The following is a 24,901-nucleotide window of genomic DNA, read 5'->3' on the forward strand; positions in this document are numbered from 1 at the left end:
TCAAGCAGGCCGCCTCACAGGTTCAAAAACGAATGAATGCTTTCGCCCGCCGCGCTGCCGGCCTGCTGTTCAGCGCGGTTTGCCTGCCTTTGTCAGCACTGGCCGCAGATCCACAACCTACCCATGAATTCACCTTGGACAACGGCCTTAAAGTCATCGTACGCGAAGACCACCGTGCTCCCGTGGTGGTTTCCCAGGTGTGGTACAAGGTCGGCTCCAGCTACGAAACTCCTGGCCAGACCGGTTTGTCCCACGCCCTGGAACACATGATGTTCAAAGGCAGCAAGCACGTTGGACCCGGCCAGGCTTCGCTGATTCTGCGTGACCTCGGGGCGGAAGAAAACGCCTTCACCAGCGACGATTACACCGCGTACTACCAAGTATTGGCCCGCGATCGCTTAGGCGTGGCCTTCGAGTTGGAAGCGGATCGGATGGCCAGCCTGTTGCTGCCGCCCGAGCAATTCACCCGTGAAATCGAAGTGATCAAGGAAGAGCGTCGTCTGCGCACCGATGACAAGCCCACCTCGAAAGCCTTCGAACGCTTCAAAGCCATGGCCTACCCCGCCAGCGGTTATCACACGCCCACCATCGGCTGGATGGCCGACCTGGACCGAATGAACGTCGCCGAGCTGCGCCATTGGTACCAATCCTGGTACGTCCCGAACAACGCCACGCTGGTGGTGGTAGGCGATGTGCAGCCTGATGAAGTGAAGGCGCTGGCTGAACGCTATTTCGGCCCGATCCCCCGACGCGAGACACCGCCTGCGAAAATTCCGCTGGAACTGGCAGAGCCGGGTGAACGGCTAATCACGCTGCATGTGCAGACCCAACTGCCGAGCTTGATTTACGGCTTCAACGTGCCAAGCATGGCCACCGCTGAAGACAAACGCTCGGTCAATGCTTTGCGCCTGATTTCCGCGTTACTCGACGGCGGCTACAGCGCCCGAATTCCCACCCGCCTGGAGCGTGGCGAGGAACTGGTGGCCGGCGCCTCGTCGAGCTACGACGCCTTCAGCCGTGGCGACAGCCTGTTCATGATCAACGCCACGCCTAACGTGCAGAAAAAGAAAACTCTGGCCGATGTGGAAGCCGGTATCTGGCGCCTGTTAGATGAATTGAAAACCACCCCGCCGACCAGCGCTGAGCTGGAACGGGTTCAGGCGCAGGTGATTGCCGCCCTGGTGTTTGAACGTGATTCGATCAGCAGTCAGGCCAGTACCATCGGCGAGCTTGAAAGCGTAGGCCTGTCGTGGAAACTCATCGACGAAGAACTGGATTCAATTAAAAACGTCACCCCAGCTGATATTCAAAAAGCTGCGCGCACCTATTTCACCCGCGAGCGCCTCAGCGTTGCGCACGTTTTGCCTGAGGAGAAAGCACATGAGTGAGCGCAAGGCTTTGCATGTCGTGCTGACCACGGTCTTGGGCCTGTTCATCACGGCCTCGGCCCAAGCCGATAACGCGGCACCCGACGTTGCGGCTCCGGCTTACACCCTGCAATCGCTGAAAGAACTCGACGGCAAACCGCCAGCCCACCGCACGATGAACATTCAGACCTGGAAAACCGCCGAAGGCACCAAGGTGTTGTTTGTCGAGGCGCGAGAGCTGCCAATGTTCGACATGCGCCTGATCTTCGCCGCTGGCAGCAGCCACGACCAGGGCATTCCTGGCATCGCCGTGCTGACCAACGCCATGCTCAACGAAGGCGTGGCCGGCAAAAATGTCAGCGCCATCGCTGAAGGTTTTGACAGTTTGGGCGCGGACTTCGGCAATGGCGCCTACCGCGACATGGCAGTAGCGTCGTTGCGCAGCCTGAGCGCGGTGGATAAACGCGAACCGGCGCTCAAGCTGTTTGCTGATGTCGTGGGTAAACCGACGTTTCCCAAGGAATCGTTGGCGCGGATCAAAAACCAGTTGCTGGCCGGGTTTGAATACCAGAAACAAAACCCCGGCAGGCTGGCGGGTAATGAACTGTTTGAACGTCTTTATGCCGACCACCCTTACGCGCACCCGAGCGAAGGCACCGCCAAAAGCGTGACCCCGATTACCGTTGCGCAACTGAAGGCATTCCACGCCAAAGCCTACGCGGCGGGCAATGTGGTGATCGCGCTGGTGGGCGACCTGTCTCGAACAGAAGCCGAAGCTATCGCGGCTCAGGTGTCCGCCGCGCTGCCGAAAGGCCCGGCACTGCCGAAAATAACCGCGCCTGTGGCGCCCAAAGCCGGCGAAACCCACATTGAGTTCGCCTCCAAGCAAACCCACTTGATGCTCGCGCAGTTAGGGATCGACCGTAATGACCCGGACTACGTCGCGCTGACATTGGGCAACTCGATATTGGGTGGCGGTGGTTTCGGCAGCCGTTTGATGACTGAAGTGCGTGAAAAACGCGGCCTGACCTATGGCGTTTCGTCGGGCTTCACGCCGATGGAAGTCCAAGGTCCGTTTTTGATCGCCTTGCAAACCCGCGCCGAGCTCAGCGAAAACACGCTTAAACTGGTGCAGGGCATCGTGCGAGACTTCCTTGTTACAGGCCCGACCCAGAAAGAGCTGGATGACGCCAAGCGCGAATTGGCCGGTAGCTTCCCACTGTCCACGGCGAGTAATGCCGACATCGTGGGTCAGTTGGGCGCCATCGGCTTCTACGATTTACCGCTGACGTTCCTCGAAGATTTCATGCAACAAGCTCAGAGCACCACGGTTGAGCAAGTCAAAACAGTGATGAACAAGCACCTGAGTGCGGACAAGATGGTCATCGTCACCGCCGGCCCAACGGTCGTGCAAAAAGACTTGCCGCCCCCTACAGATAACCCCGTCGAGCAACCGCTTGGCGTACCGGAGCATTAATGGCTAATCCAAGACCTAAGGGCCATAACGGCCTGGGTCAACTTCGCATCATCGGCGGCCAATGGCGCAGCCGTCGCCTGACTTTTCCTGACGCTCCTGGCCTGCGTCCGACGCCTGATCGCGTACGTGAAACCTTGTTCAACTGGCTGGCGCCGATTATCGAAGGCGCGCGCGTACTCGATTTATTCGCGGGCAGCGGCGCGTTGTACTTGGAAGCGTTGTCCCGTGGCGCGAGCATGGCCTTGGCCCTGGACTCCAGCGGCGCCGCCATCGCCAGCTTGCGCCACAATCTGACCGCCCTTGATTGCACGACGGGGCAGTTAGTACATACCGATGCATTGCGTCATTTGGAAGGCCAACCTGCCGAGCAGTTCGACGTGGTGTTTCTCGATCCGCCGTTTCACCAAGGCCTGCTGCCAGCGGCCTGCGCGCTGCTGGAAGAGCGCAATTGGTTGGCCGAGGAGGCGTTTGTCTACACCGAAAGCGAGATACCACCGGCAACCATCGGCGTCCCCGGCACGTGGCGGCTGCACCGCGAGAAGAAAGCGGGTCAGGTGTATTACGTGTTGTGGCAGCGGTAATCGAGCTTGCGGATGCCCCAAGCTCGATGTCACCCCAGAAATTATCTGTAGGAGCCAACTCGTTGGCGAGAGGCTCAAAGCAGTGTGTCAGGCACACCGCCTCGCCAACACGCTGTCTCCTGCAGTTGGTCATAAACCTCCGCACGCCGCTCCACGGTTGTGGCAACGTAGCGATTAAGCAGTAACCGTGAATCGCCGATGAGTAATGACGTGCCTATCCGACCTGCTTTGCCAACGCCCGCCGAACGCTTTATCCCCGCCTTGGGCTTGGGAAATCCCCACCTGCAAACCTTATGGGGTCCGCTGTGGCGCAAAAAAGCGCGAATCGAGCGTGAGCGGGAACGGATGTGGTTGGCCGATGGCGACTTTCTCGACCTCGATTGGTACGGCCCGAACGAAACGGGTACTCCACTGGTATTGGTATTACACGGCCTGACCGGGTCATCGAATTCACTGTATGTACTGGGTTTGCAGCAGGTGTTGGCCCGGCAAGGCTGGGCCAGTGTCGCTTTAAACTGGCGGGGTTGTTCCGGCGAACCCAATCTGCTCCCACGCAGCTATCACTCCGGCGCCAGCGAGGACCTCGCCAGTGTTGTCGCCCATGTCCGTGCCAAGCGGCCATTGTCGCTGTTGTACGCAGTCGGCTACTCCCTCGGTGGCAACGTCTTGCTCAAATACCTCGGGGAAGAAGGCGTAAACAGCGAGTTACAAGGCGCCGTTGCGGTCTCAGTACCGTTTCGTCTGGATCAAAGCGCCGATCGGATCGGCCAAGGTTTTTCCAAGGTCTACCAGGCGCACTTCATGCGCGAGATGGTCGCCTACATCCGAGACAAACAGCGGCGTTTCCAGCACGAGGGACTCAGCGAAGGATTGGCAGAGCTTTCAGCATTGGGTTCACTGGAGAATATGCGCACGTTCTGGGATTTCGATGGCCGGGTCACGGCGCCATTGCACGGGTTTGTCGATGCCCAAGACTATTACCGCCGCGCTTCGAGCCGCTATTTCTTGGGAGAAATTCGCACGCCCACGCTGATTATTCACGCGGCCGATGACCCCTTCGTGTTTCTTCACAGCCTGCCAGACCCCGACGAACTGTCGTCGAGCACACACTTCGAGCTTCAAGCCCGAGGCGGACATGTCGGGTTCGTCGAGGGTTCGCTGAGAAACCCGAGCTATTACCTCGAACGGCGCATTCCGTCTTGGTTGAGCACGGCCCATGGCGTGGGTTCTCAAGCGGCTCATTAATTTAACTGCACAATCGTCCGAGACACGTTTTTCCTGACCGCCTAAGATGCCGGCTCAAGGAGAGACCCATGTCCCGCTATCAACTGTTTTCCCGAGGCCTTCGCGACAGCGTTCCGATGCTGGTCGGCATTGCGCCCTTTGGCATTATCTTCGGTACGCTGGCCGGTGCAGGCGGTTTGTCGCTGTGGCAGGCGGTCGGCATGTCGCTGTTCGTCTATGCCGGTTCCGCGCAATTCATCGTCGTTAGCCTCATGGGCGCAGGCGCCAGCGGTGTGGTGATTTTGCTGACCACCTTCATCGTCAACCTTCGCCACGTCCTGTACAGCGCCACCCTCCAACCGCAGGTCAATGAATTACCCCAGCGCTGGCGTGTGTTGTTGGCGTTTTGGTTGACCGATGAAACCTTCGCGGTGGTTCAGCGCTATTACCTGGTGCACGGGCGTTCAGCGCTCGCCCACTGGTATTGGCTGGGGGTCGCCAGCGCGTTGTATGCCTGCTGGGTCGGCAGCTCATTGGTCGGGGTTTTGTTTGGCGAAGCCGTCCCGAACATGGCGAGTTGGGGATTGGAGTTCGCCATGCTCGCGACCTTCATTGGCATCGTCGTGCCCCTGTTGCGCAACCGACCGCAAGTGGCGGCAGCGCTGGCGGCAGGCGCGGTAGCCCTTATGACCCATGCCTGGCCGTACAAACTCGGATTGATGGCAGCGGCCTTCAGCGGGATTGCGATGGGCGTGCTGTTGGAACGTCGGCGCACCGATGTGACCGGGTCGTCGAGCCACGAGGTGCACTCATGAGTTATTGGTGGCTGATTTTCGGCATGACGGCGATCACCTTTTTGATGCGCTACAGCCTCTTCGCCTGGCCGAACTTACGCTTCCCGCCGGTGGTTCGCCAAGGACTGCACTACGTGCCAACCGCCGTGCTCACCGCGATCGTGGTGCCCGGCATGCTGCTGCCCGACGGCGAGCATTGGCAGCTGACCCTGAACAACGCGTTCTTGCTGGCAGGATTAGCCACCATCGCCATCGCCGCCCTCAGCCGAAATTTACTGGCCACGATTGGCGGCGGATTGTTGGTGTTCTTCCTGCTGCGCTGGGCGCTGGGGCAGATTTAACAGCACCAAGGAGCCAACTTGTTGGCTCTCAGAGGGAGGCGGTTGTGTTGATCACGCCCCCGTGGCGATTTCATGGGTTGGGTCGGTAATCCACTCGCTCCACGATCCGGCGTACAGCTTGCCCAGTGGATAGCCGGCCAAGCTCAGTGCAAAGAGGTTATGGCACGCCGTCACCCCTGAACCGCAATACGCCACCAGATCGTCGGGTGAGCGGTCTTCCAGTTTTGCCGCAAAACGCTGCTTGAGTTGTGCTGCCGGGAGAAAGCGAGAGTCCGGGCCGAGGTTTTCGTTGAACGCGGCACACACTGCGCCGGGGATATGCCCGGCGACGGGGTCAATCGGCTCAACCTCACCCCGGAAACGCGGTTCGGCGCGAGCATCGATTAACGTCATTTCCGGCTGGCCCAAACGCGCTTGCAACGCCTCAGTACTTAGCCGTAACGAATCATCTGCATGCCCGGCGAACGCTCCCTTTTGAACGTCGGGCACATCCAGGCTGAGTTTTTGACCCGCCGCATGCCAGGCTTTCAATCCGCCATCGAGTAAATACACGCCATCGCGCTTGCCCAGCCATGCCAACAGCCACCAGCCCCGCGCGGCGAATGCACCGGGAGCATCGTCGTAAAGCACGATGTCGCTGTCCTGATTAACGCCCCACGCCTGCAAGCGCCGGGTCAAATCAGCCGGGCTCGGCAACGGATGCCGGCCGGTCACACCCTTAATCACCGAACCGCTAAAGTCACGTTCCAGATCTGCAAACAGCGCACCGGCAATATGCCCTTCGGCATAGCTGCTGTGGCCATATTCCGGGTCTTCCAAGGCGAAGCGGCAATCCAGAATCACCAACCCTGGTTCCCCCAGGCGGGCAGCCAGTTGTTCCGGGCTGATCAATTGCGCAATAGACATGACAGGCTCCTCTATGGAAAAAGTTGATTCAAACCCAGGCATCAGCTCATTTCTTGCAGCGCCCGGTTCAACGGCACATAAAATTCTTCGCACAATGCATTCACCGCACCGCGTGCGTGTGGCGTGACGTAACCCAACTCCAACATCAACACTTGGTAAACGCCTCGGCGCAGGGCTTCTTCACTGAGCCGCGTGGCGTTTTCGGTTGTGGTGCATAGAAAGCGCACCCACGAGGTGAGGATAATCCAGACGTTCAGGGTCAGCGATTCAATCTGCACTTTGTCCATCTGCAGAATGCCGGCTTCGACAAACCCGCCATAAATCGCCATGCCGTGAACCATGCAGCGCTGAGAAAACCGCCTATAACGCGCGGCCAACTCTGGATCGGCGTCGAGAAAATGCTCCAGGTCGCGGTGCAAAAACCGATAGCGCCACATGCCGTCAAGCAGCTCAAACAGGTAAAACCGCTTGTCATCCAGGCCGGGCAAACGGCCTTTTGGCAGACGTAAAAAGGTGTCCACCAGCGTTTCATACGCGGCGAACAACTCGGCAATAATCGCCTGTTTGTTGGGGAAGTGGTAATACAGATTGCCCGGAGAAATCTCCATGTGCGCCGCAATATGGTTGGTGCTGACGCTGCGCTCACCCTGCTGATTGAACAGCTCCAGACTGATATCAACGATGCGCTCACGGGTTTTGATACGCGGGGCCATGTTCAACTCGGGTAGGCGGGAATGAGCCGGATCTTAACGCAACCGAGAATGGCATACCCCACACAGAATCTCTGGAGCCAACGTGTTGGCGAAGCGGCTCACGAGTCGCCGCGTAAATACCCTCGCCCACACCTTGCCTCCTACAGAGGGCATGTTTGTATTTGACTTTATAGAGTTATGACTCTAAAACCACAGCATAACGCTAAAAAGAGCCACGACCATGCCCGCCGAACTCGCCTATTTGCAAGCGTCTGAACACACCGCCACCGACCTTGAACAGCGCTTCAACGTCCAGCGTCAGGCCTTCGCGGCCAATCCGATGCCGACTGCAGGTCAGCGCCAGCAATGGCTGAAGACTTTGCGCACGTTGCTGAGCGATGAGAGGCAGGCATTGATCGACGCCATCAGCAGTGATTTCAGCCACCGCAGCGCCGACGAAACGCTATTGGCGGAGTTGATGCCAAGTCTGTTGGGCATTCATTACGCCAGCAAACACTTGAAGCGCTGGATGAAGCCGTCTCGACGCAGTGTCGGCATGGCGTTTCAACCCGCCTCGGCCAAAGTGGTGTATCAGCCGCTGGGAGTTATCGGGATTATTGTGCCGTGGAATTACCCGCTGTTTCTCGCCATTGGGCCGCTGGTTGGGGCGTTATCGGCGGGTAACCGGGTGATGCTCAAGCTCAGCGAATCCACGCCAGCCACCGGTCAGTTACTCAAGCGGTTGTTGGGCCAGGTCTTTCCCGAGGACTTGGTGACGGTGGTGTTGGGCGAAGCTGAAGTCGGCATGGCCTTTTCGAAGCTGCCGTTTAACCATTTGTTGTTCACTGGCGCCACCAGCGTTGGCAAGCATGTGATGCGTGCGGCAGCTGAAAACCTGACACCGGTCACCTTGGAACTGGGCGGAAAATCCCCGGCCATCGTTTCCCATGACGTGCCACTCAAGGATGCGGCTGAACGGATCGCCTTCGGCAAAACCCTGAACGCCGGGCAAACCTGCGTTGCGCCGGATTACGTGCTGGTTCCGGAAGATCGAGTCGATGCCTTTGTCGAAGCCTATCGCCAGGCGATCCACAATTTTTACCCGACCCTGGCTGACAACCCGGACTACACCGCAATCATCAATGACCGTCAGCTCGCACGGCTTAGTAGCTACCTGACCGACGCCAGCAGCAAAGGCGCAAACGTGATTTCGCTGTTCAACGAAAGCCAAGGTCGACGCATGCCGTTCAGCGTATTGCTCAACGTCAGCGACGACATGACGGTGATGCAGGATGAAATCTTCGGTCCGATTTTGCCCATCGTGCCCTACGGCCGTATCGACCAAGCGTTTGCCTACATCAATCAGCGACCACGCCCGCTGGCGTTGTACTACTTTGGATACAACAAAGCTGAGCAACAGCGGGTATTGGAGCAGACACATTCCGGTGGCGTCTGCCTGAACGACACGTTGTTGCACGTCGCTCAGGATGACATGCCGTTCGGCGGCATCGGTGCTTCGGGCATGGGTCACTACCATGGTCATGAAGGTTTTCTAACGTTCAGTAAGGCCAAGGGTGTGTTCGTCAAGCAACGCTTTAACGCCGCGCGAGTGATCTATCCGCCGTATGGGAAGGCGATTCAACGGCTGATCTACAAACTGTTTGTTCGCTGATCAGGCTCCTGAAACTAAAGGTCCACGACTAAAAATGAATAGCCCTGAAAGCCCCGGGTTGTCGCGGCGTAGTGCACTGAAAGTCGGCCTGTGTGCGGGCGCTTTTTTGTCCACGGCCGGGCTCGCCGCAAGCCTGAGCGGCTGCTCAGCCAGCGTGCCCGCCAGCGATTTTAACGTGCTGCGCGACAGCGATTTGCCGTTTCTACGCGCGCTGATCCCGGTGATGCTGGAAGGCAGCCTCGGCGCCGTTTCAATACAGGATGCCGTCGCAGGAACGTTAAAAAACATTGATGCCAGCCTGCATGGGCTTTCGCCTGAAGTGCAGAAGCTGACTCAGCAACTGTTCGATGTTTTAGCGTTGCCGGTGACGCGTGCACCGTTAACCGGTATTTGGGGACGCTGGGTCAACGCGAGCCCGGAGCAAATCAGGAGCTTTCTTGATCGTTGGGATAACAGCTCGCTTAGCCTTTTGCGCATGGGCCATAACGCCTTGCTGCAACTGGTGATGATGGCGTGGTACAGCCGAACGCAATCATGGGCGCACTGCGGATACCCCGGCCCGCCGACCGTTTGACCAGCCTGTTAATAACAATAAGAACTGAGGTTTTATGCCGGTACCTGACATGTTTCGAGAAGGCCTCGCCCGTGGCTGGAAAGCCTACAACGGTGCGCGGCTGGAGAAAGACCTGACGCTTGAGGCCGACGTAGTGGTCATCGGCAGTGGCGCCGGTGGAGGGACGACGGCAGAGATTCTCAGCGCCGCCGGCTACAAGGTATTGCTGGTTGAAGAAGGCCCACTCAAAACCAGCAGCGATTTCAAGATGCTTGAAGAGCAGGCCTATTCCACGCTGTATCAAGAAGGTCTTGGCCGGATGAGCAAGGACGGCGCGATCACCATCCTTCAGGGCCGCGCCGTGGGTGGCAGCACGCTGGTGAACTGGACCTCGAGTTTTCGCACGCCAGAGCCAACGCTGACTCATTGGGCGGACCAACACGCTGTCGAAGGCCACAGTGCTGCGCAAATGGCGCCATGGTTCGACAGGATGGAGCAGCGGCTGGGTGTCGCGCCCTGGGCCATGCCGCCAAACGCCAATAATGATGTGATCCGCGAGGGTTGCCACCAGCTCGGTTATAGCTGGAAGGTCATTGCGCGCAATGTTCGCGGGTGCTGGAATCTGGGTTACTGCGGCATGGGCTGCCCGACCAATGCCAAGCAATCGATGCTGGTCACGACCATTCCCGCCACGTTGGACAAGGGCGGTGAACTGCTTTACCTGGCGCGGGCCGAGTCACTGATGATCAAGGGCGACAAGGTGGTCGGCTTGCAATGCCTGGGCATGGATGAGCGCTGCGTCACGCCCAACGGTCGCAGTATCACGGTCAACGCCAAGCATTATGTGTTGGCCGGTGGCGGCATCAACAGCCCGGCATTGCTGATGCGCTCTGAGGCGCCCGATCCCCATAATCGGGTCGGCAAACGGACTTTTCTGCACTTGACGAGCTTTTCTGCGGCGCAGTTTGATCGGGTTATCAATCCGTTTTACGGCGCACCTCAGTCGATCTATTCCGACCATTTCCAGTGGCTCGACGGCACCACCGGGCAGATGTCCTACAAACTCGAAGTGCCACCTCTACAACCCGCACTGGCAACCACCCTGCTGGGTAGTTTTGGCCAGGACAACGCCGAACACATGGCTCAGTTGCCCAAGACCCACATGATGCTGGCCCTGATGCGCGATGGCTTTCACCCCGACAGCGTGGGTGGCAGCGTGCAATTGCGCGGTGACGGAACGCCAGTGTTGGATTATCAAGTCTCCCCCTACGCGTGGGACGGCATCCGTCGTGCCTATAAGAGCATGGCCGAAATCCAATTCGCTGGCGGCGCGAAGGCGGTGATGCCGTTGCATGAGGACACCGGTTACGTGAAAAATATTGCGCAAGCAAAGGCGGTCATCGATGGTTTGAAACTGGAAACCTTTCGCACCCGGCTGGGCAGCGCCCATGTGATGGGCGGTTGCGCCATGGGAGAAGCAGCACATAGTGCCGTGTGCGACAGCCTTGGACGCCATCATCAGCTGAGTAATCTGTCGATTCACGACGGCTCATTATTTCCCACCAGCATCGGCGCGAACCCACAGCTGTCGGTTTACGGGCTGACCGCACAGCTGGCGACGGCGTTGGCGGAGCGGTTGAAGACATAATCAAGCCAACTGTAGGAGGTAACTTGTTGGCGATAGGCATGATGCGGAGCGCGTGACACGCCGCCTCGCCAACGAGTTGGCGCCTACAGAGGTAGCTGAAAAGCGCACGCTAGCCATAAGCCGACTTGGCCGACCGGGATGGCTGCGATACCATCCGATTCCCCAAGGACTCCGACCAGGACGACGCGATGAACCGAGTGTTGTACCCAGGCACCTTCGACCCTATTACCAAGGGCCATGGCGATCTGGTCGAACGCGCCTCGCGCCTGTTCGATCAAGTGGTCATCGCTGTCGCTGCCAGCCCGAAGAAAAACCCGCTGTTTTCCCTGGAACAGCGCGTGGAGCTGGCCCGCGAGGTCACCAAACACCTGCCCAATGTCGAAGTTGTAGGTTTTTCCAGCCTGTTGGCCCACTTCGCCAAAGAACAGAACGCCAACGTGTTCCTGCGTGGCCTGCGGGCGGTGTCGGATTTCGAATATGAATTTCAATTGGCGAACATGAACCGCCAATTGGCACCCGACGTTGAAAGCCTGTTCCTCACCCCGTCTGAGCGTTATTCGTTCATTTCGTCGACATTGGTCCGTGAAATTGCAGCGCTGGGCGGCGATATCACTAAGTTTGTCCACCCCGCCGTCGCCGAAGCATTGACTGAACGGTTCAAACGCTAGGGTGCAGAAACATGCCTAATGCGGCACAATTCGCCGCATTAGTTTCCCTATGCCCCGGCGCCGACCGCGGCAGGAGTGTTTCATGTCCCTGATCATCACCGACGATTGCATTAATTGCGACGTCTGCGAACCTGAGTGCCCGAACGAAGCGATTTCACAAGGTGAGGAGATCTACGTGATCAACCCGAACCTGTGTACCGAGTGCGTGGGCCATTACGATGAGCCGCAATGCCAGCAAGTCTGCCCGGTGGATTGCATCCCGTTGGATGAAGCCCACGTTGAGAGCAAAGACGACTTGATGAGCAAATACCTGATTCTGACCAGCAAGGCGTAAACGCTTTACGTTGGTTATTCGCGCTTGTTGTAGCCTACGCCGGTACATCCCAGGCAGCGCGCAAACGCTGCTTGTCCGGGCTGCACAACCAAGGCTTTACCCATATCGCCAATACCACCGCCAGCGGCGGCAAACGGTAGCGCGACAACAAACAACACCGCACCAACGGCGGTTGCCGCAATCAGTAAAGGGCGGGCAATCAGCAAATCGCCAATCATAGCGAAGGCTGGCGGCGATTCAATCTCGTAAGTCGGATCACCGCTGCGCTCTTGCTCAGCCTGCGCTGGTAGCGCCTGCAAGCCAAACAAAAAGGCTAAGGCAACAGCAAGGGTACGAAACGGGCTCATGGCGTGATCCTTCAAGCGCTAAGGTAGGAATGTCGCACACTATAAACAGCGGCGCCGGTTTCGCAAGGCTTGCATCGGTGAGATATCGTTTCATCCGCCATGCTGCTTTCGTTAAAGGTATTTCAGGTCTGGCACTTAGGGCAAAACACACTCGCCCGCTGGCCAAGCCTGACATCCCGCAGCTCAGTGCCGCAGACCTTGCACGGTTTATATCCACGCCCGTAGACAAATAACTCCTGCTGAAAATAACCGGGCTGGCCATCACCACCGATAAAGTCTTTTAGCGTGGTGCCACCGCGCTCAATGGCGTGGATCAGGATCCGTTTGATCTCGACGGCCAACCGCATGTATCGCGCCTTGGAAATGCTCTTGGCTTCCCGGCGCGGATCAATTCCGGCAGCGAACAGCGCTTCGGTGGCGTAGATATTCCCGACGCCGACCACGACAGCGTTGTCCATGATGAACGGCTTGACCGCCATTGATCGGCCCCTCGACCGCTCGAACAAACGCTCGCCATCGAACAGTTCAGTTAACGGTTCAGGTCCGAGGCGGACCAGCAACTCGTGGTTGTGCGGATCGAGGCTCCAGAGCATCGCGCCGAAACGACGTGGGTCGGTGTAGCGCAGGGCCAGTCCCGATTCCAGTTCGATATCAACGTGTTCATGCTTGAGCGCAGGCAGGCCGGCTTCAACCAGGCGCAAGTTACCGGACATGCCTAAATGACTGATTAGCGTCCCGACCTCGGCATTTATCAGCAAATATTTGGCTCGGCGCTCAACCAGGACAATTCGCTGCCCGGACAAACGCACATCAAGGTCTTCAGGAATGGGCCAGCGCAAACGCCGATCACGGACTATAACGCGAGTGACGCGTTGCCCTTCCAGATGCGGCGCGATGCCTCGGCGGGTGGTTTCGACTTCGGGTAATTCAGGCATGAGGGACCCAGGCAGAAAGCGGGAGCGACACCTAGTGGACGCTCAACTCGCGAATGGACTCTTTCAAGTGTTCAAAGTCGTAATCGGACAGCCCAACGTAATCCAGGACCAAGTGGCCAATGCTGTCCCACTCGTGGTCTTCGCCCTGATTACCCAGCACCCGATAGGACGCACAGATGTGTTCGGCCATCTTCAATATGGCCAATAGGTTCTTCAACTGGCTATTGCGCCCGGTGTCATCCTGAAAAATCGCCAGAGCGTTGTGATGGTTGGCGATGGCGTTGGTGACAAATTCAGGCAGGCGCCACGACTTGGCAGTGAAGTAGCCGACCACCGCATGGTTGGTATTGAACGCGGCGTTCTCGGTGTCCACCACACGGCAGGTAGGGCCTGCTTTGGCATAGGCGTCTTCCAGCACTTTCATGTAATTGGGGAAGCGTTTGAGCATCAGCGGGATGCCGCAATCGTGAAAAAGCCCCAGCGCATAAGCTTCATCTACCGTTTCCGATCCGATGCGTTTGGCCACGGTCAGGCTGGTCATCGCAACGTCTTGGGCAGTGTCCCAAAAACGATTCAGGGTGACGATGGTTTCGTCGGACATCTCGCCCCGGATCGACTGGGCGTTAATGAGATTGATGATCGAACGGCTGCCCAGCAAGTTCACGGCGCGGTCAATCGAGGCGATTTTATCGGTCAGGCCGTAATACGGTGAATTAACAATTTTCAACAACGCTCCGGATAAGCCCGGATCTTGCGCAATCAACCGCGCAATCGTGCCCAAATCTGGATCGGGCATGTACTGCTCCATCTGCAAATCCACCATGATTTGCGGCTGGGGCGGCACGCTGATTCCTTGCAGGGCCTGTCGGATCTGCTCGGAGGTAAGCTCTGGTGACATAAATACGTACTCTTGACTAGGCGGCGATTCTAACCCCATCACGGATTTAGTCGACAACTGCTGGCGCACAAGGCAGGAACTTTGACCAAAGAGATGCTTCGGACAGTGTGATGACTGAGGATTCGTTCAACGAACGCAAAATAGCCATCACGTTAGCTCAGGACTAACGATCACTGCCATAAAACGAGGAAAGAACCATGTCCAACACCCTGAGTGGTAAGCGCATCGCAATATTAGTCACCGATGGTTTCGAGCAGGCCGAATTGACCGGCCCTAAAGATGCGCTGGAGCAAGCAGGCGCAAAAGTCGAAATCCTGTCGACCAAGGAAGGGCAGGTAAAAGGCTGGAACCATGACAAACCGGCTGACGACTTCAAGGTCAATCTGACCTTTAAGTCAGCGAATATTGATCAATACGACGCCGTTGTGCTGCCGGGCGGCGTTCAGAACTCCGACACGATTAGGGTTGATGTCGATGCCCAACAGATCGTCAAAAAAGCTGATTCGGCAGGCAAACCGATTGCAGTAATCTGTCACGGCGGCTGGCTGTTGGTATCCGCCGGCCTGGTTAAAGGGAAAACCATGACCAGCTATAAAACCCTGAAGGACGACCTGATCAATGCAGGTGCTAACTGGGTTGATAAAGAAGTGGTCAAGGATGGGCAGTGGATCAGCAGCCGCCAGCCCGACGATATTCCAGCGTTTAACCGTGAGCTGATTCAGGCCCTGTCGGCATAATCGGACTTGTACCAGTTAATTAGCGTGATCCCGGCCCTGAGTCGGGATCACGCGTTATAATCTCGCTCTTTTTTCAGGAGCGACCTCATGTCCCTGCCTAGCTTGCGCCTCAAAGCCAACGCCGACCGTCGCTTGCGCAACGGTCACTTGTGGGTCTACAGCAATGAAATCGACGTAGCCGCCACCCCACTCAGCGGCTTTGCTGCAGGCGATCAAGCACAGTTGGAAGCCGCTGGCGGCAAGCCACTGGGCATTGTTGCCATGAGCCCCAACAACCTGATCTGCGCGCGTCTTGTATCCCGCGATATCAAGGTGCAACTGGATAAGTCGTTGCTGGTGCATCGCCTGAACGTCGCTCTGTCCCTGCGTGACCGTCTGTTCGACAAGCCTTATTACCGCTTGGTATTTGGTGATTCCGACCTGTTGCCAGGCTTGGTCGTTGACCGTTTCGGCGACATCCTGGTGGTGCAGCTGGCTTCCGCCACCATGGAAAAACATAAGGACGATTTGATTGCGGCCTTGGTTCAGGTGGTCAAGCCAAGCGGCATTCTGTTCAAGAATGACTCCGCCGCCCGCGACGCCGAAGGCCTGACCCGCTACGTGGAAACCGCGTTTGGCCTGGTGCCGGAGTGGGTTGCACTGGAAGAGAACGGTGTGAAGTTTGAAGCACCGGTCATTGCCGGGCAAAAAACCGGCTGGTTCTACGATCACCGCATGAACCGTGCGCGCATCGCCCCGTACGTCAAAGGCAAACGCGTACTGGACCTATACAGCTACATCGGCGGCTGGGGCGTGCAAGCAGCAGCATTCGGTGCCAGCGATGTTTTCTGCGTTGACGCTTCAGCCTTTGCCTTGGACGGTGTTGAGCGCAACGCAACGCTGAACGGCTTTGCTGACAAAATCACCTGCATCGAAGGCGACGTGTTTGAAGCCCTGAAGGAACTGAAAAACAGCGAAGAGCGTTTCGACGTCATCGTTGCAGACCCACCGGCCTTCATCAAACGCAAAAAAGACATGAAAAATGGCGAAGGTGCTTACCGCCGCTTGAACGAGCAAGCCATGCGCCTGCTCAGCAAAGACGGAATCTTGATCAGCGCCTCGTGTTCCATGCACCTGCCGGAAGATGACCTGCAAAACATCCTCCTGACCAGCGCCCGCCATTTGGATCGCAACATCCAACTGCTGGAACGCGGCGGCCAAGGCCCGGATCATCCGGTTCACCCGGCTATCGCAGAAACGCGGTACATCAAAAGCATTACGTGCCGGTTGTTGCCGAATAGCTGATAACGAGCGTTCTGTAGGAGGGTCCGCCACGTCTTCGACGCTGCGCTGTCGCGCAGCAAACTGGGAAGCACTTTGTGTGCTTCGAGATTGCAGCGTGTCAGGACGGAAGCCTTCCCAAATAAATTCGGTCCCACAGTTTTGGCGCCGCACAGATTTCTGTAGGAGCTGCCGAAGGCTGCGATAGGTCCGAAGGACCTTCGCCAACAAGTTGGCTACAGATGGTCGCCTGCCTGTAGATCGCCCGTGAATTGAATATCAAATTACGGAAAGAGGCCCCGTGAAACCATGCGGCCGAACGCAGGCGTTACGCAGGGGGTAACGAGGCAAGGATGCCGAGTAAGCCGTGCGCGGCCAGGGACGGCCGCTCACGGCGACCCCCGGAGCAACGCCGGAGTGAGGGAAGACCGAGCCTAAGCGAGGGCCCGCATGGTGGGGCAAGCCCTTTTGGCGGGACCTTTTTGGCGTTTGAAAAAGGTTCCTCGCTGTAAAAGCGAAACCCTACTTTCAGCAACCAAAAATGCCGGATATACACACAAAATACAGCGCCAACCCATTGTTTTTAAAAGATTACAAAGTAGCTTGATAAGAGCCAACTTGTTGGCGAGGCGTACGACGCGGTTTGTCCATACCGCGTTGTCCCGTAGTACGTACGCTCGTGCCACCAAGGTGTGTAGATGGCCCGTCCACACATCAGGTCGAAATGAACTTGAAACAATTTGTCGGGTCTTTGTTGGGGCTAAGCGGGTCTTACTACCGAATTCCCCTTCGTGACCGGCCCGTCCATCGGCGCCCTTATCTTTTCTCCAACCAAAGATAACCATGCCTATGTTTCGTCATCTTTCTACACTCATTTCCCGTCAACGATATGCCTTAGGTGCCAGCTTGTTTGGCACATTGCTCGGGCTCTGTGGCATGGCGCAGGCTGAAGACGCCAAAACCACTGACCGTTGGATTAGCGACAACCTCAATACCTACGTGCGCGCTGGCCCAACCGATGGTTACCGCATCGTCGGTACCCTCAAATCCGGTCGTAAAGTTGAGCTGATCAACACCCAAGGCGAATACAGCCAAGTGCGTGGCGAAGGCGGCGGCACCGTATGGATTCCCAGCGCCGACCTGCAAGCCGTACCCGGCCAAGCCGAACGCTTGCCGCAGCTGGTTCAGCAAGTAGCCGACCTTACTGGCCAGTTGAAAACCATCGATGACAGTTGGAAGGCCCGTATTCAGGGCATGCAAGAGACCCTCGACACCCGCAAGAAACTTATCGATGAACTCGAAGCCCGCAGCAAGGACCTCAACGCGCAACTGACCGACGCGCAGTCCGAACTTCGCAGCACCCAAGCCAAGATGGGTGACGAGAACAATCAGGTATTGATGCGCTACATGGCCTACGGCGGCAGCATCGCCGGTGCCGGGTTGCTCCTCGGCCTGATCATTCCCGCAATGACCCGCGGCCGTAAGCGTAAAGATGGTTGGGTTTGATGGCCGCGCTCTGGAGATGCAAACAAACTGTTCTGTGTCTGCCTCCCGACCTTTAGCATTCCCTCAAGCCACCACAGGTGTAGAATCGCTTCTATTCATCGCCAGTCATCCCCCGGCGGGTTTATGAGCTCAGGCCGAGCGCGCGGCGATCCCGTGGCGTTGTCGGTTTCATCGCAATTTCCGGTCACTGCCGGATGTTCGCGACGTCAGTAGAAGCTCTCTCCCCCTTTGATACCTGATTTGCCGGAGTGCCCCATGCCTGATTACCGCTCAAAAACGTCCACCCACGGCCGCAACATGGCCGGTGCCCGCGCATTGTGGCGTGCCACCGGTATGAAAGACGCCGACTTCAAAAAACCGATTATCGCCATCGCTAACTCGTTCACCCAGTTCGTGCCCGGCCATGTGCATTTGAAAGACATGGGCCAATTGGTCGCGCGTGAAATCGAACGCGCCGGTGGCGTTGCCAAGGAATTCAACACCATTGCGGTGGATGACGGCATCGCCATGGGCCACGACGGCATGCTGTATTCCCTGCCGAGCCGCGAGATCATCGCCGACTCCGTGGAGTACATGGTTAACGCCCATTGTGCCGACGCCATTGTCTGCATTTCCAACTGCGACAAAATCACCCCTGGGATGTTGATGGCTGCCTTGCGCCTTAACATTCCGGTGATTTTCGTCTCCGGTGGACCGATGGAAGCCGGCAAGACCAAATTGTCAGCCCACGGTCTGGATTTGGTCGATGCGATGGTAATTGCCGCCGACCCCAGCGCCAGCGATGAGAAGGTGGCTGAATACGAGCGCAGCGCTTGCCCGACGTGCGGTTCGTGCTCAGGCATGTTCACCGCTAACTCGATGAACTGCCTGACCGAAGCCCTTGGCCTTGCACTGCCAGGCAACGGCTCGCAACTGGCGACCCACAGCGACCGCGAACAGTTGTTCCTGCAAGCTGGCCGGACCATCGTTGACCTGTGCCGTCAGTACTACAACGAAAATGATGAGTCGGTTCTGCCGCGCAATATCGCCAACTTCAAAGCGTTTGAAAACGCGATGACGCTGGACATCGCCATGGGCGGCTCGACCAACACCATCCTGCATTTGCTGGCCTCGGCGCAGGAAGCAGAAATCGACTTCGACCTGAAGGACATTGACCGCCTGTCGCGCAAAGTGCCTCAGCTGTGCAAGGTCGCGCCGAACATCCAGAAGTACCACATGGAAGACGTGCACCGCGCCGGGGGAATTTTCAGCATCCTCGGTGAATTGGCCCGTGGCGGTCTGCTGCACACGGACCTGCCCACCGTACACAGCAAGACGCTTGCCGAAGGCATCGCCAAATGGGACATCACCCAAACTGACGATGAAGCCGTACACACTTTCTTCAAAGCGGGCCCGGCCGGCATTCCGACGCAGACGGCTTTTAGCCAGTCGACCCGTTGGGAAACCCTGGATGACGACCGTGAAAACGGCTGTATCCGTAGCGTCGAGCACGCTTACTCGCAGGAAGGCGGCTTGGCCGTGCTGTACGGCAACATCGCGCTGGATGGTTGCGTCGTAAAAACCGCAGGCGTTGACGAGTCGGTCCATGTGTTCGAAGGCACCGCAAAAATCTTCGAAAGCCAAGACAGCGCTGTTCGCGGCATTTTGGCTGACGAGGTGAAGGCCGGCGACATCGTGATCATTCGTTACGAAGGCCCGAAAGGCGGTCCAGGCATGCAGGAAATGCTTTACCCAACGTCATACCTGAAATCAAAAGGCCTGGGTAAAGCTTGCGCGTTACTGACTGACGGTCGTTTCTCGGGAGGCACGTCGGGTCTTTCCATCGGCCACGCCTCACCAGAAGCAGCAGCAGGCGGCGCGATTGGTTTGGTACGTGATGGCGATAAAGTGCTGATCGACATTCCCAACCGCGGGGTCAACCTGTTGATCAGCGATGAAGAAATGGCAGGCCGTCGTGCTGAGCAAGACGCTAAAGGTTGGAAGCCGGTTGAAAAGCGCCCGCGCAAAGTAACCACAGCATTGAAAGCCTACGCCCTGCTCGCCACCAGCGCTGACAAAGGCGCGGTCCGCGACAAAGCGATGCTTGATAAGTTGATGCCTTAAACGCAACCGGCCATTCCCAGGCAAGCCTGCTCCCACAGCATTTGGACCGGACACATAGTTTGTGCCTGACATTCAATTTGTGGGAGCAGGCTTGCCTGCGAATGAAGCGACGCGTTGCCATTGATACACCGCGCCCTTCAAAGCCTTTACTGAATCTCTTGCGGCTTCACAATCACCCAATTCTTGTCCGCCGTCACCGCCAGGCCTTCTTTGGCTTGGGCTTGTGCGTTGGATTTCATCATGCCGTTGAGTTGGGTCATGTACTTGTCTTTGCGGTTGACCCACAGGTGAACGCCACCTTTGGCCACGTCAACGCTGTGGAACAGCATGTAGCCGTCGCTCGACGGAGTATCGCCGCCCACCAGCACCGGTTTTTTCCACTGATCGATGTAGGTCAGAATCGCCGCCTGCTTTCCCGCCATCCAAGTCGCTGGGGTCCATAGGTATGGGGTTAGCTCCAGGCCCATGTTGGCCTTCTGGTCATATTTGCCCGCTGTGATCTGCTTGCGTGCCGTCGTCAGCTCGCCAGTCTTGCGATTTTTCAGCAGGGTGGTCACGCCAATGACGTTTTGCGGTTTGACGTTATAGCCGTACTTGGGATCCGACGCGACCATGCGCACCAGCTCCTCAGAAGCGGCCGTCATGACGTAGACCTCAATGCCATTTTCCATCAGCTTGTTGTACAGCTCAGCCTGCCCGGTGAAGACCTTTGGCGGTTCGACATTGATGGTCTTGACCGTGTCGCCGTCGTAATAGGTGCTGGGTACCGGTTTGCCGGACGCCATCAGTTCATCGACATAGCCTTTGAGTTCGGTCAGGGTAAACCCGGAAAACACCTGGGCGACCCACGGATAGCAGACCATGTCATCGACTTCGCACAGTCGGTAGTAATAGCTGAACAGGCTTTCTTTGTGGTCAGCCGTGTCCTTGAAGGGGATCAGCTTAAGGGAAGGGTCAAGGGTTTCGCGGGTGATCAGCCCTTTGTTTTCCATGTACGGCAGCAGCGCCTCTTCCAGATCGTAGCGATAGCTGGTGTTGTCCATGTCGAATACGGCGAAGTTACCCTTGTTGGCGTTGGCCTCGATCATGGCATTGAGCTGCTTGGCCTGAGCGGCAGGCCAATGGGTCAATTCGGTGGCAAACGCGTGGCTGGCAATTCCCAACGTTAGTGCGGCAGCAAGCAGTTTCGGCACGAGTTTCATAACGGCGTCCCCTTTTTTTAATTAAGTACCGACCGTAACAAAATCTCATGACATATCAGGTTTACCCGCGACTACTTTTGTTCCGACGGCGTCATGTTGATAACAATCGCGACACAGGGTTTGAACGCGACCCACGTTCCTGTACAGGTTTTTAGTCAGGCCTTAGTGCGTTCCCATACTTCAAAACTGTAGGCCGGTTTGTCATCTAGCGCTGGGTGTTGGTTATTCGAGACCAGCGCCCATTGCGCCATATCGAACTCGGGAAACAACGCATCACCGTCGGGGCTTAGTGCAACGCGGGTCAGGTACAGTCGGTCCGCCTGCTCCAAGCCTTGCGCATATAACTGCGCTCCGCCGATCAGCATTACTTCATCGGCGCCCTGCTCCCGCGCCCATTGCTCGGCACGTACAACAGCAGCGTCCAGCGAAGCAAATACTTCCGCGCCTTCAGGCTGTAAATCGGCCTGCCGACTGACCACCAGGTTCAACCGTCCCGGCAATGGCCGACCGAGTGAATCCCAAGTCTTGCGACCCATGATGATCGGCTTACCCAAGGTGGTCGCCTTGAAGTATTTGAAATCCGCAGGCAGATGCCACGGCATGGAATTGTCGACGCCAATCACACGGTTTTCACCGAGGGCGGCAATCAGGCTGAGGGGGAGATGAGTTTTCATGGGCGCGAGAATAGCAGAAGCACGGGGCTTGCCCCGAGCCCGGTCACAGAGGTTATGCTCACCGCTGACTTTATCGACGGGACGCCGTGTGACTGCTCTAACCCCTATGGATAACCTCTGGCTGACCGAAGCCGTGCGCCTGCGCGAAGAACACGCCGGGCCGCTGGAGGATATGGAAGCCAATCGCCGCGCCCGCGCCACGGCGGGAGATTTGACGACTCGGATCAAGAACCGGGCGTTGTGGTTGGCCCAACGCGATGGTTTAGTCCGCGCGCTGCATCGCTGGAAACAAGGCGCGCGACTGGCGCTGCTGCTATTGGCCGTTATCGTCGTCATCAGCGGCGCCGGCCTGGCGTTCGCGGCGCTGGGCAATGGGCAAACGCCGGTCAATGTCTTCTGGGCCCTGGGCAGTTTGCTTGGACTTGATCTGATTTTGCTGCTGAGTTGGGTGCTGGGCATGGTCTTCGCGGGGGAAAGCACCGCCAGCCTTGGTCGATTGTGGTTATGGCTGAGCGAAAAGCTCGCCCGCGACGCACAGGCCGCGCAACTGGCCCCGGCGCTGATTTTGTTACTGCAACGCCAACGCTTGAATCGCTGGGCGCTGGGCATGGTGGTCAACGGTGCGTGGCTGCTGGCGTTGCTCAGCGCGCTGGGAATCCTATTGTTACTGATGGCGACTCGGCGTTACGGCTTTGTGTGGGAAACCACCATTCTAGGCAGCGATACCTTCGTCAGCGTGACCCGTTTTCTGGGAGCGATCCCAGCGGTCCTGGGCTTCAATGTCCCGACCGAAGCGATGATTCGCGCCAGTGGCGATAACGCCTTGAGCATCGACAGCGCACGTCAAGCGTGGGCGGCATGGATGGTTGGCGTGCTGCTGGTATTCGGAATAGTCCCACGCCTGTTACTGGCGCTGATGTGCCTGTGGCGTTGGCATCGCGGTCGTGCCGCACTCAGTCTTGATCTGACGCTGCCCGGTTACGCCCATCTGCGCGAACAGCTGATGCCAAGCAGCGAGCGTTTGGGTATCAATGACGCGGCGCCAGAGCATCTGGCGAGCGCGCCGTCATACACCGTGGCCGTCGACAGCGAAGGGGCGTTGCTGGTCGCCATCGAACTGGACGAACAACACCCGTGGCCACCGATGCTGCCCGAGACAGTCAAGAACGCAGGTGTTCTAGACAGCCGCGAATCCCGGCGAAAACTGCTTGATCAGCTCACTCGCTTTCCCCCTGCCCGGCTGGGCATCGCCTGCGATCCGCGTCGCTCCCCGGACCGTGGCAGCCTGGCGCTAATCGCCGAGCTGGCGCGTTGTGCCGGTGCTACCAGGGTTTGGTTGCTGCCGGCGCCGTTGGACCAGACCCTGGACGCAGAGCGACTGGATGACTGGCATTCGGCGCTGGACTCCCTCGCCATTACCTACGCTAACAGCTCGCCGCTGATTTGGTTGGAGACTGGCCATGACTAAAGCGCTCACGCTCGCGGTGGTCGGTCACACCAATGTTGGCAAAACCTCGCTGCTGCGAACCTTGACCCGAGATGTCGACTTCGGAGAAGTGTCGCACCGCCCGAGCACCACTCGACACGTCGAAGGCGCTCGCTTGTCGGTGGACGGCGAGGCGCTGCTGGAGCTTTACGACACGCCGGGACTCGAAGACGCCATCGCGCTGCTCGACTACCTGGAACGTCTTGACCGCCCCGGTGAGCGCCTTGATGGGCCTGCGCGGTTGGCTCGATTCCTTGAGGGCAGCGAAGCCCGACAGCGCTTCGAGCAAGAAGCCAAGGTGCTGCGTCAGTTGCTGGCGTCGGACGCCGGTTTGTACGTCATCGACGCTCGTGAACCGGTGCTGGCCAAATACCGAGATGAATTGGCCGTGCTGGCGAGCTGTGGCAAACCCTTGCTGCCGGTGCTGAATTTCGTCAGCAGCGCTGAACACCGCGAAGCCGAGTGGCGCGAAGCGCTAGCGCGGCTGGGCTTGCACGCATTAGTGCGGTTCGACAGCGTAGCACCGCCGGAAGATGGCGAGCGCCGGTTGTATGAAAGCCTGGCGCTGCTGCTGGAAAATTCCCGCGATCAACTGGAACGCCTGATCGTTGATCAACAGACACAACGGGGCGCTCGTCAGCACAGTGCGACGAGGCTGATTGCCGAACTGCTGATAGATTGCGCCGCCTGTCGCCGCAGCGTCGTCACCGGTTCGGGGTTGGAACAGGCTGCTATCGAGGACTTGCGCAAAGCGGTGCGGCAACGCGAGCAACGCTGCGTCGATGCGCTGCTCAAGCTGTACTCGTTTCGCCCGCACGATGCGACGGCCATTGATGTACCGCTGTTGGACGGGCGATGGAGCGACGATTTGTTCAACCCGGAAACCTTGAAGGTGCTGGGTGTCCGCGTCGGCAGTGGACTCGCTGCGGGTGCCGCCGCCGGGGCTGGCGTCGATTTATTATTGGGCGGTATTACGCTGGGCGCTGCCGCTTTGGCGGGTGCGATTGCCGGTGGTGCCCTGCAAACGGCTCGCAGCTATGGAGGGCGGCTGATCGGCAAGCTCAAGGGCAAACGCGAGCTGACGGTTGACGATGCGGTGTTGAGGCTGCTCGCCCTGCGCCAGCGGCAACTGCTGCAAGCGCTGACCCTGCGCGGTCATGCTGCCATGACAAGCATCACGCTGGCCGCGCCAAGCGACAAAAGCTGGCGTGAAGGCAAACTTCCCGATGCACTGCAAAAGGCACGGGCGCATCCACAGTGGTCGTCGCTGAATCCACATTCGCGGCTGAGCCAAGCGCAGAGGCAGGAGCACATTGAGGGGCTGGCTGCGTTACTGTAGAGCCAACTTGTTCGCGAGAGGCCTTATGTGGTGCACCTGTCATACTGCCTCGCCAACAAGCGCCTACAGATAAGGTGCGGCCAGCGCCTGATCAGCCCTTCGATGACCACCGACAGTCGGTCATTTAATTTTTGCTTACGCGAATTCCTCAACCACC

At 58.0% G+C, this 24,901-nt stretch carries 24 protein-coding genes; 17 read left to right on the forward strand and 7 right to left on the reverse strand.

All coding sequences use genetic code 11. The features are described 5' to 3' along the window. Positions 1–32: 32 nt before the first annotated feature. The 6 genes from RHM59_RS15700 to RHM59_RS15725 all read left to right on the forward strand — a co-directional run bounded on the left by RHM59_RS15700 (position 33) and on the right by RHM59_RS15725 (position 5,784). Complete coding sequence (locus tag RHM59_RS15700; protein WP_322167034.1) at positions 33–1,388, forward strand: pitrilysin family protein; 1,356 nt, start codon at positions 33–35, stop codon at positions 1,386–1,388. Continuing rightward, complete coding sequence (locus tag RHM59_RS15705) at positions 1,381–2,844, forward strand: pitrilysin family protein (RefSeq protein WP_322224663.1); 1,464 nt, start codon at positions 1,381–1,383, stop codon at positions 2,842–2,844. Before RHM59_RS15700 ends, RHM59_RS15705 begins: the two co-directional genes overlap by 8 nt. Next, a complete protein-coding gene (rsmD, locus tag RHM59_RS15710; protein ID WP_322224665.1) occupies positions 2,844–3,425 on the forward strand; it encodes a 16S rRNA (guanine(966)-N(2))-methyltransferase RsmD in 582 nt (193 codons plus the stop codon). Before RHM59_RS15705 ends, rsmD begins: the two co-directional genes overlap by 1 nt. Before the next feature lie 198 nt (positions 3,426–3,623). Next, complete coding sequence (locus RHM59_RS15715; RefSeq protein ID WP_416195022.1) at positions 3,624–4,670, forward strand: hydrolase; 1,047 nt, start codon at positions 3,624–3,626, stop codon at positions 4,668–4,670. Positions 4,671–4,738: 68 nt separating this feature from the next. Beyond that, on the forward strand, positions 4,739–5,464 hold the full coding sequence (locus RHM59_RS15720) for an AzlC family ABC transporter permease (RefSeq protein ID WP_322224668.1): 726 nt from the start codon (positions 4,739–4,741) through the stop codon (positions 5,462–5,464). After that, entirely contained in the window at positions 5,461–5,784 is a 324-nt protein-coding gene (locus RHM59_RS15725) for an AzlD domain-containing protein (RefSeq protein WP_322167030.1), read from the forward strand. Before RHM59_RS15720 ends, RHM59_RS15725 begins: the two co-directional genes overlap by 4 nt. 51 nt (positions 5,785–5,835) lie before the next feature. Here the strand turns inward: RHM59_RS15725 and RHM59_RS15730 are convergent, their stop codons facing one another. Then, positions 5,836–6,690: a sulfurtransferase gene (locus RHM59_RS15730; protein WP_322224670.1), complete on the reverse strand. Its 855-nt coding sequence runs from the start codon at positions 6,688–6,690 to the stop codon at positions 5,836–5,838. Between the two features lie 41 nt (positions 6,691–6,731). Further along, positions 6,732–7,403 (reverse strand): TetR/AcrR family transcriptional regulator, encoded by a 672-nt coding sequence (locus RHM59_RS15735; RefSeq protein WP_322224672.1) that lies wholly within the window; start codon positions 7,401–7,403, stop codon positions 6,732–6,734. Positions 7,404–7,623: 220 nt separating this feature from the next. Between RHM59_RS15735 and RHM59_RS15740 the strand changes: the two genes are divergently transcribed. From RHM59_RS15740 to RHM59_RS15760, 5 genes are all read left to right on the forward strand, one after another. Then, positions 7,624–9,054, forward strand: coding sequence for a coniferyl aldehyde dehydrogenase (locus RHM59_RS15740; RefSeq protein WP_322224674.1), 1,431 nt, complete (start codon positions 7,624–7,626; stop codon positions 9,052–9,054). A gap of 34 nt (positions 9,055–9,088) precedes the next feature. After that, entirely contained in the window at positions 9,089–9,628 is a 540-nt protein-coding gene (locus RHM59_RS15745; protein ID WP_322224676.1) for a twin-arginine translocation pathway signal protein, read from the forward strand. 34 nt (positions 9,629–9,662) lie between these two features. After that, positions 9,663–11,255, forward strand: coding sequence for a GMC family oxidoreductase (locus RHM59_RS15750; RefSeq protein WP_322167022.1), 1,593 nt, complete (start codon positions 9,663–9,665; stop codon positions 11,253–11,255). A gap of 188 nt (positions 11,256–11,443) precedes the next feature. Further along, positions 11,444–11,923, forward strand: coding sequence for a pantetheine-phosphate adenylyltransferase (coaD, locus tag RHM59_RS15755; RefSeq protein WP_322167020.1), 480 nt, complete (start codon positions 11,444–11,446; stop codon positions 11,921–11,923). Between the two features lie 82 nt (positions 11,924–12,005). Then, positions 12,006–12,257: a YfhL family 4Fe-4S dicluster ferredoxin gene (locus tag RHM59_RS15760; protein ID WP_322167019.1), complete on the forward strand. Its 252-nt coding sequence runs from the start codon at positions 12,006–12,008 to the stop codon at positions 12,255–12,257. Between the two features lie 14 nt (positions 12,258–12,271). Here the strand turns inward: RHM59_RS15760 and RHM59_RS15765 are convergent, their stop codons facing one another. The 3 genes from RHM59_RS15765 to RHM59_RS15775 form a co-directional block, all read right to left on the reverse strand. Beyond that, positions 12,272–12,604, reverse strand: a complete 333-nt coding sequence (locus RHM59_RS15765) for a multidrug transporter (RefSeq protein WP_322224678.1) — start codon at positions 12,602–12,604, stop codon at positions 12,272–12,274. 122 nt (positions 12,605–12,726) lie between these two features. Next, positions 12,727–13,539, reverse strand: a complete 813-nt coding sequence (mutM, locus tag RHM59_RS15770; protein ID WP_322167017.1) for a bifunctional DNA-formamidopyrimidine glycosylase/DNA-(apurinic or apyrimidinic site) lyase — start codon at positions 13,537–13,539, stop codon at positions 12,727–12,729. 31 nt (positions 13,540–13,570) lie between these two features. Beyond that, positions 13,571–14,383: an HDOD domain-containing protein gene (locus tag RHM59_RS15775; RefSeq protein WP_322170628.1), complete on the reverse strand. Its 813-nt coding sequence runs from the start codon at positions 14,381–14,383 to the stop codon at positions 13,571–13,573. A 251-nt stretch (positions 14,384–14,634) separates the two neighbouring features. On the opposite strand from RHM59_RS15775, the gene RHM59_RS15780 reads away from it, so the two are divergent. The 4 genes from RHM59_RS15780 (at position 14,635) to ilvD (ending at position 20,043) form a co-directional block, all read left to right on the forward strand. Next, the gene (locus RHM59_RS15780; protein WP_322167016.1) at positions 14,635–15,174 is read left to right on the forward strand and encodes a type 1 glutamine amidotransferase domain-containing protein; all 540 of its coding nucleotides are present in this window, start codon (positions 14,635–14,637) and stop codon (positions 15,172–15,174) included. 87 nt (positions 15,175–15,261) lie between these two features. Further along, on the forward strand, positions 15,262–16,458 hold the full coding sequence (locus RHM59_RS15785; RefSeq protein ID WP_322224680.1) for a class I SAM-dependent rRNA methyltransferase: 1,197 nt from the start codon (positions 15,262–15,264) through the stop codon (positions 16,456–16,458). Between the two features lie 825 nt (positions 16,459–17,283). After that, the gene (locus tag RHM59_RS15790) at positions 17,284–17,940 is read left to right on the forward strand and encodes a TIGR04211 family SH3 domain-containing protein (RefSeq protein ID WP_322286712.1); all 657 of its coding nucleotides are present in this window, start codon (positions 17,284–17,286) and stop codon (positions 17,938–17,940) included. 255 nt (positions 17,941–18,195) lie between these two features. After that, positions 18,196–20,043, forward strand: a complete 1,848-nt coding sequence (gene ilvD, locus RHM59_RS15795) for a dihydroxy-acid dehydratase (RefSeq protein WP_322167014.1) — start codon at positions 18,196–18,198, stop codon at positions 20,041–20,043. Positions 20,044–20,189: 146 nt separating this feature from the next. Here ilvD and RHM59_RS15800 read toward each other — a convergent pair whose 3' ends face one another. Together RHM59_RS15800 and RHM59_RS15805 are read right to left on the reverse strand one after the other, a co-directional pair. Beyond that, positions 20,190–21,245 carry a haloacid dehalogenase-like hydrolase gene (locus RHM59_RS15800; protein WP_322167012.1) on the reverse strand — a complete coding sequence of 352 codons (1,056 nt, stop codon included), beginning with the start codon at positions 21,243–21,245 and terminating at the stop codon, positions 20,190–20,192. 155 nt (positions 21,246–21,400) lie between these two features. Next, a complete protein-coding gene (locus RHM59_RS15805; RefSeq protein ID WP_322167011.1) occupies positions 21,401–21,919 on the reverse strand; it encodes a dihydrofolate reductase in 519 nt (172 codons plus the stop codon). 88 nt (positions 21,920–22,007) lie between these two features. Between RHM59_RS15805 and RHM59_RS15810 the strand changes: the two genes are divergently transcribed. Next, the gene (locus RHM59_RS15810; RefSeq protein ID WP_322184428.1) at positions 22,008–23,387 is read left to right on the forward strand and encodes a DUF2868 domain-containing protein; all 1,380 of its coding nucleotides are present in this window, start codon (positions 22,008–22,010) and stop codon (positions 23,385–23,387) included. After that, on the forward strand, positions 23,380–24,744 hold the full coding sequence (locus tag RHM59_RS15815; RefSeq protein WP_322184429.1) for a DUF3482 domain-containing protein: 1,365 nt from the start codon (positions 23,380–23,382) through the stop codon (positions 24,742–24,744). The genes RHM59_RS15810 and RHM59_RS15815 overlap by 8 nt, the downstream gene beginning before the upstream one ends. Positions 24,745–24,901: the final 157 nt, after the last annotated feature.

The sequence above is a fragment of the Pseudomonas sp. MH10 genome, assembly GCF_034353045.1.
Lineage (GTDB): Bacteria > Pseudomonadota > Gammaproteobacteria > Pseudomonadales > Pseudomonadaceae > Aquipseudomonas.

Excerpts from the sequence above, each read along its gene's own strand:
- rsmD (WP_322224665.1), top strand. The coding sequence starts at position 2,844 with ATGGCTAATCCAAGACCTAAGGGCCATAACGGCCTGGGTCAACTTCGC.
- coaD (WP_322167020.1), top strand. The coding sequence starts at position 11,444 with ATGAACCGAGTGTTGTACCCAGGCACCTTCGACCCTATTACCAAGGGC.
- RHM59_RS15815 (WP_322184429.1), top strand. The coding sequence starts at position 23,380 with ATGACTAAAGCGCTCACGCTCGCGGTGGTCGGTCACACCAATGTTGGC.
- RHM59_RS15705 (WP_322224663.1), top strand. The coding sequence starts at position 1,381 with ATGAGTGAGCGCAAGGCTTTGCATGTCGTGCTGACCACGGTCTTGGGC.
- RHM59_RS15800 (WP_322167012.1), bottom strand. The coding sequence starts at position 21,245 with ATGAAACTCGTGCCGAAACTGCTTGCTGCCGCACTAACGTTGGGAATT.
- RHM59_RS15730 (WP_322224670.1), bottom strand. The coding sequence starts at position 6,690 with ATGTCTATTGCGCAATTGATCAGCCCGGAACAACTGGCTGCCCGCCTG.
- RHM59_RS15735 (WP_322224672.1), bottom strand. The coding sequence starts at position 7,403 with ATGGCCCCGCGTATCAAAACCCGTGAGCGCATCGTTGATATCAGTCTG.
- ilvD (WP_322167014.1), top strand. The coding sequence starts at position 18,196 with ATGCCTGATTACCGCTCAAAAACGTCCACCCACGGCCGCAACATGGCC.
- mutM (WP_322167017.1), bottom strand. The coding sequence starts at position 13,539 with ATGCCTGAATTACCCGAAGTCGAAACCACCCGCCGAGGCATCGCGCCG.
- RHM59_RS15745 (WP_322224676.1), top strand. The coding sequence starts at position 9,089 with ATGAATAGCCCTGAAAGCCCCGGGTTGTCGCGGCGTAGTGCACTGAAA.
- RHM59_RS15700 (WP_322167034.1), top strand. The coding sequence starts at position 33 with ATGAATGCTTTCGCCCGCCGCGCTGCCGGCCTGCTGTTCAGCGCGGTT.
- RHM59_RS15740 (WP_322224674.1), top strand. The coding sequence starts at position 7,624 with ATGCCCGCCGAACTCGCCTATTTGCAAGCGTCTGAACACACCGCCACC.
- RHM59_RS15715 (WP_416195022.1), top strand. The coding sequence starts at position 3,624 with ATGAGTAATGACGTGCCTATCCGACCTGCTTTGCCAACGCCCGCCGAA.
- RHM59_RS15720 (WP_322224668.1), top strand. The coding sequence starts at position 4,739 with ATGTCCCGCTATCAACTGTTTTCCCGAGGCCTTCGCGACAGCGTTCCG.
- RHM59_RS15805 (WP_322167011.1), bottom strand. The coding sequence starts at position 21,919 with ATGAAAACTCATCTCCCCCTCAGCCTGATTGCCGCCCTCGGTGAAAAC.
- RHM59_RS15790 (WP_322286712.1), top strand. The coding sequence starts at position 17,284 with ATGTTTCGTCATCTTTCTACACTCATTTCCCGTCAACGATATGCCTTA.
- RHM59_RS15725 (WP_322167030.1), top strand. The coding sequence starts at position 5,461 with ATGAGTTATTGGTGGCTGATTTTCGGCATGACGGCGATCACCTTTTTG.
- RHM59_RS15785 (WP_322224680.1), top strand. The coding sequence starts at position 15,262 with ATGTCCCTGCCTAGCTTGCGCCTCAAAGCCAACGCCGACCGTCGCTTG.
- RHM59_RS15765 (WP_322224678.1), bottom strand. The coding sequence starts at position 12,604 with ATGAGCCCGTTTCGTACCCTTGCTGTTGCCTTAGCCTTTTTGTTTGGC.
- RHM59_RS15750 (WP_322167022.1), top strand. The coding sequence starts at position 9,663 with ATGCCGGTACCTGACATGTTTCGAGAAGGCCTCGCCCGTGGCTGGAAA.
- RHM59_RS15780 (WP_322167016.1), top strand. The coding sequence starts at position 14,635 with ATGTCCAACACCCTGAGTGGTAAGCGCATCGCAATATTAGTCACCGAT.
- RHM59_RS15760 (WP_322167019.1), top strand. The coding sequence starts at position 12,006 with ATGTCCCTGATCATCACCGACGATTGCATTAATTGCGACGTCTGCGAA.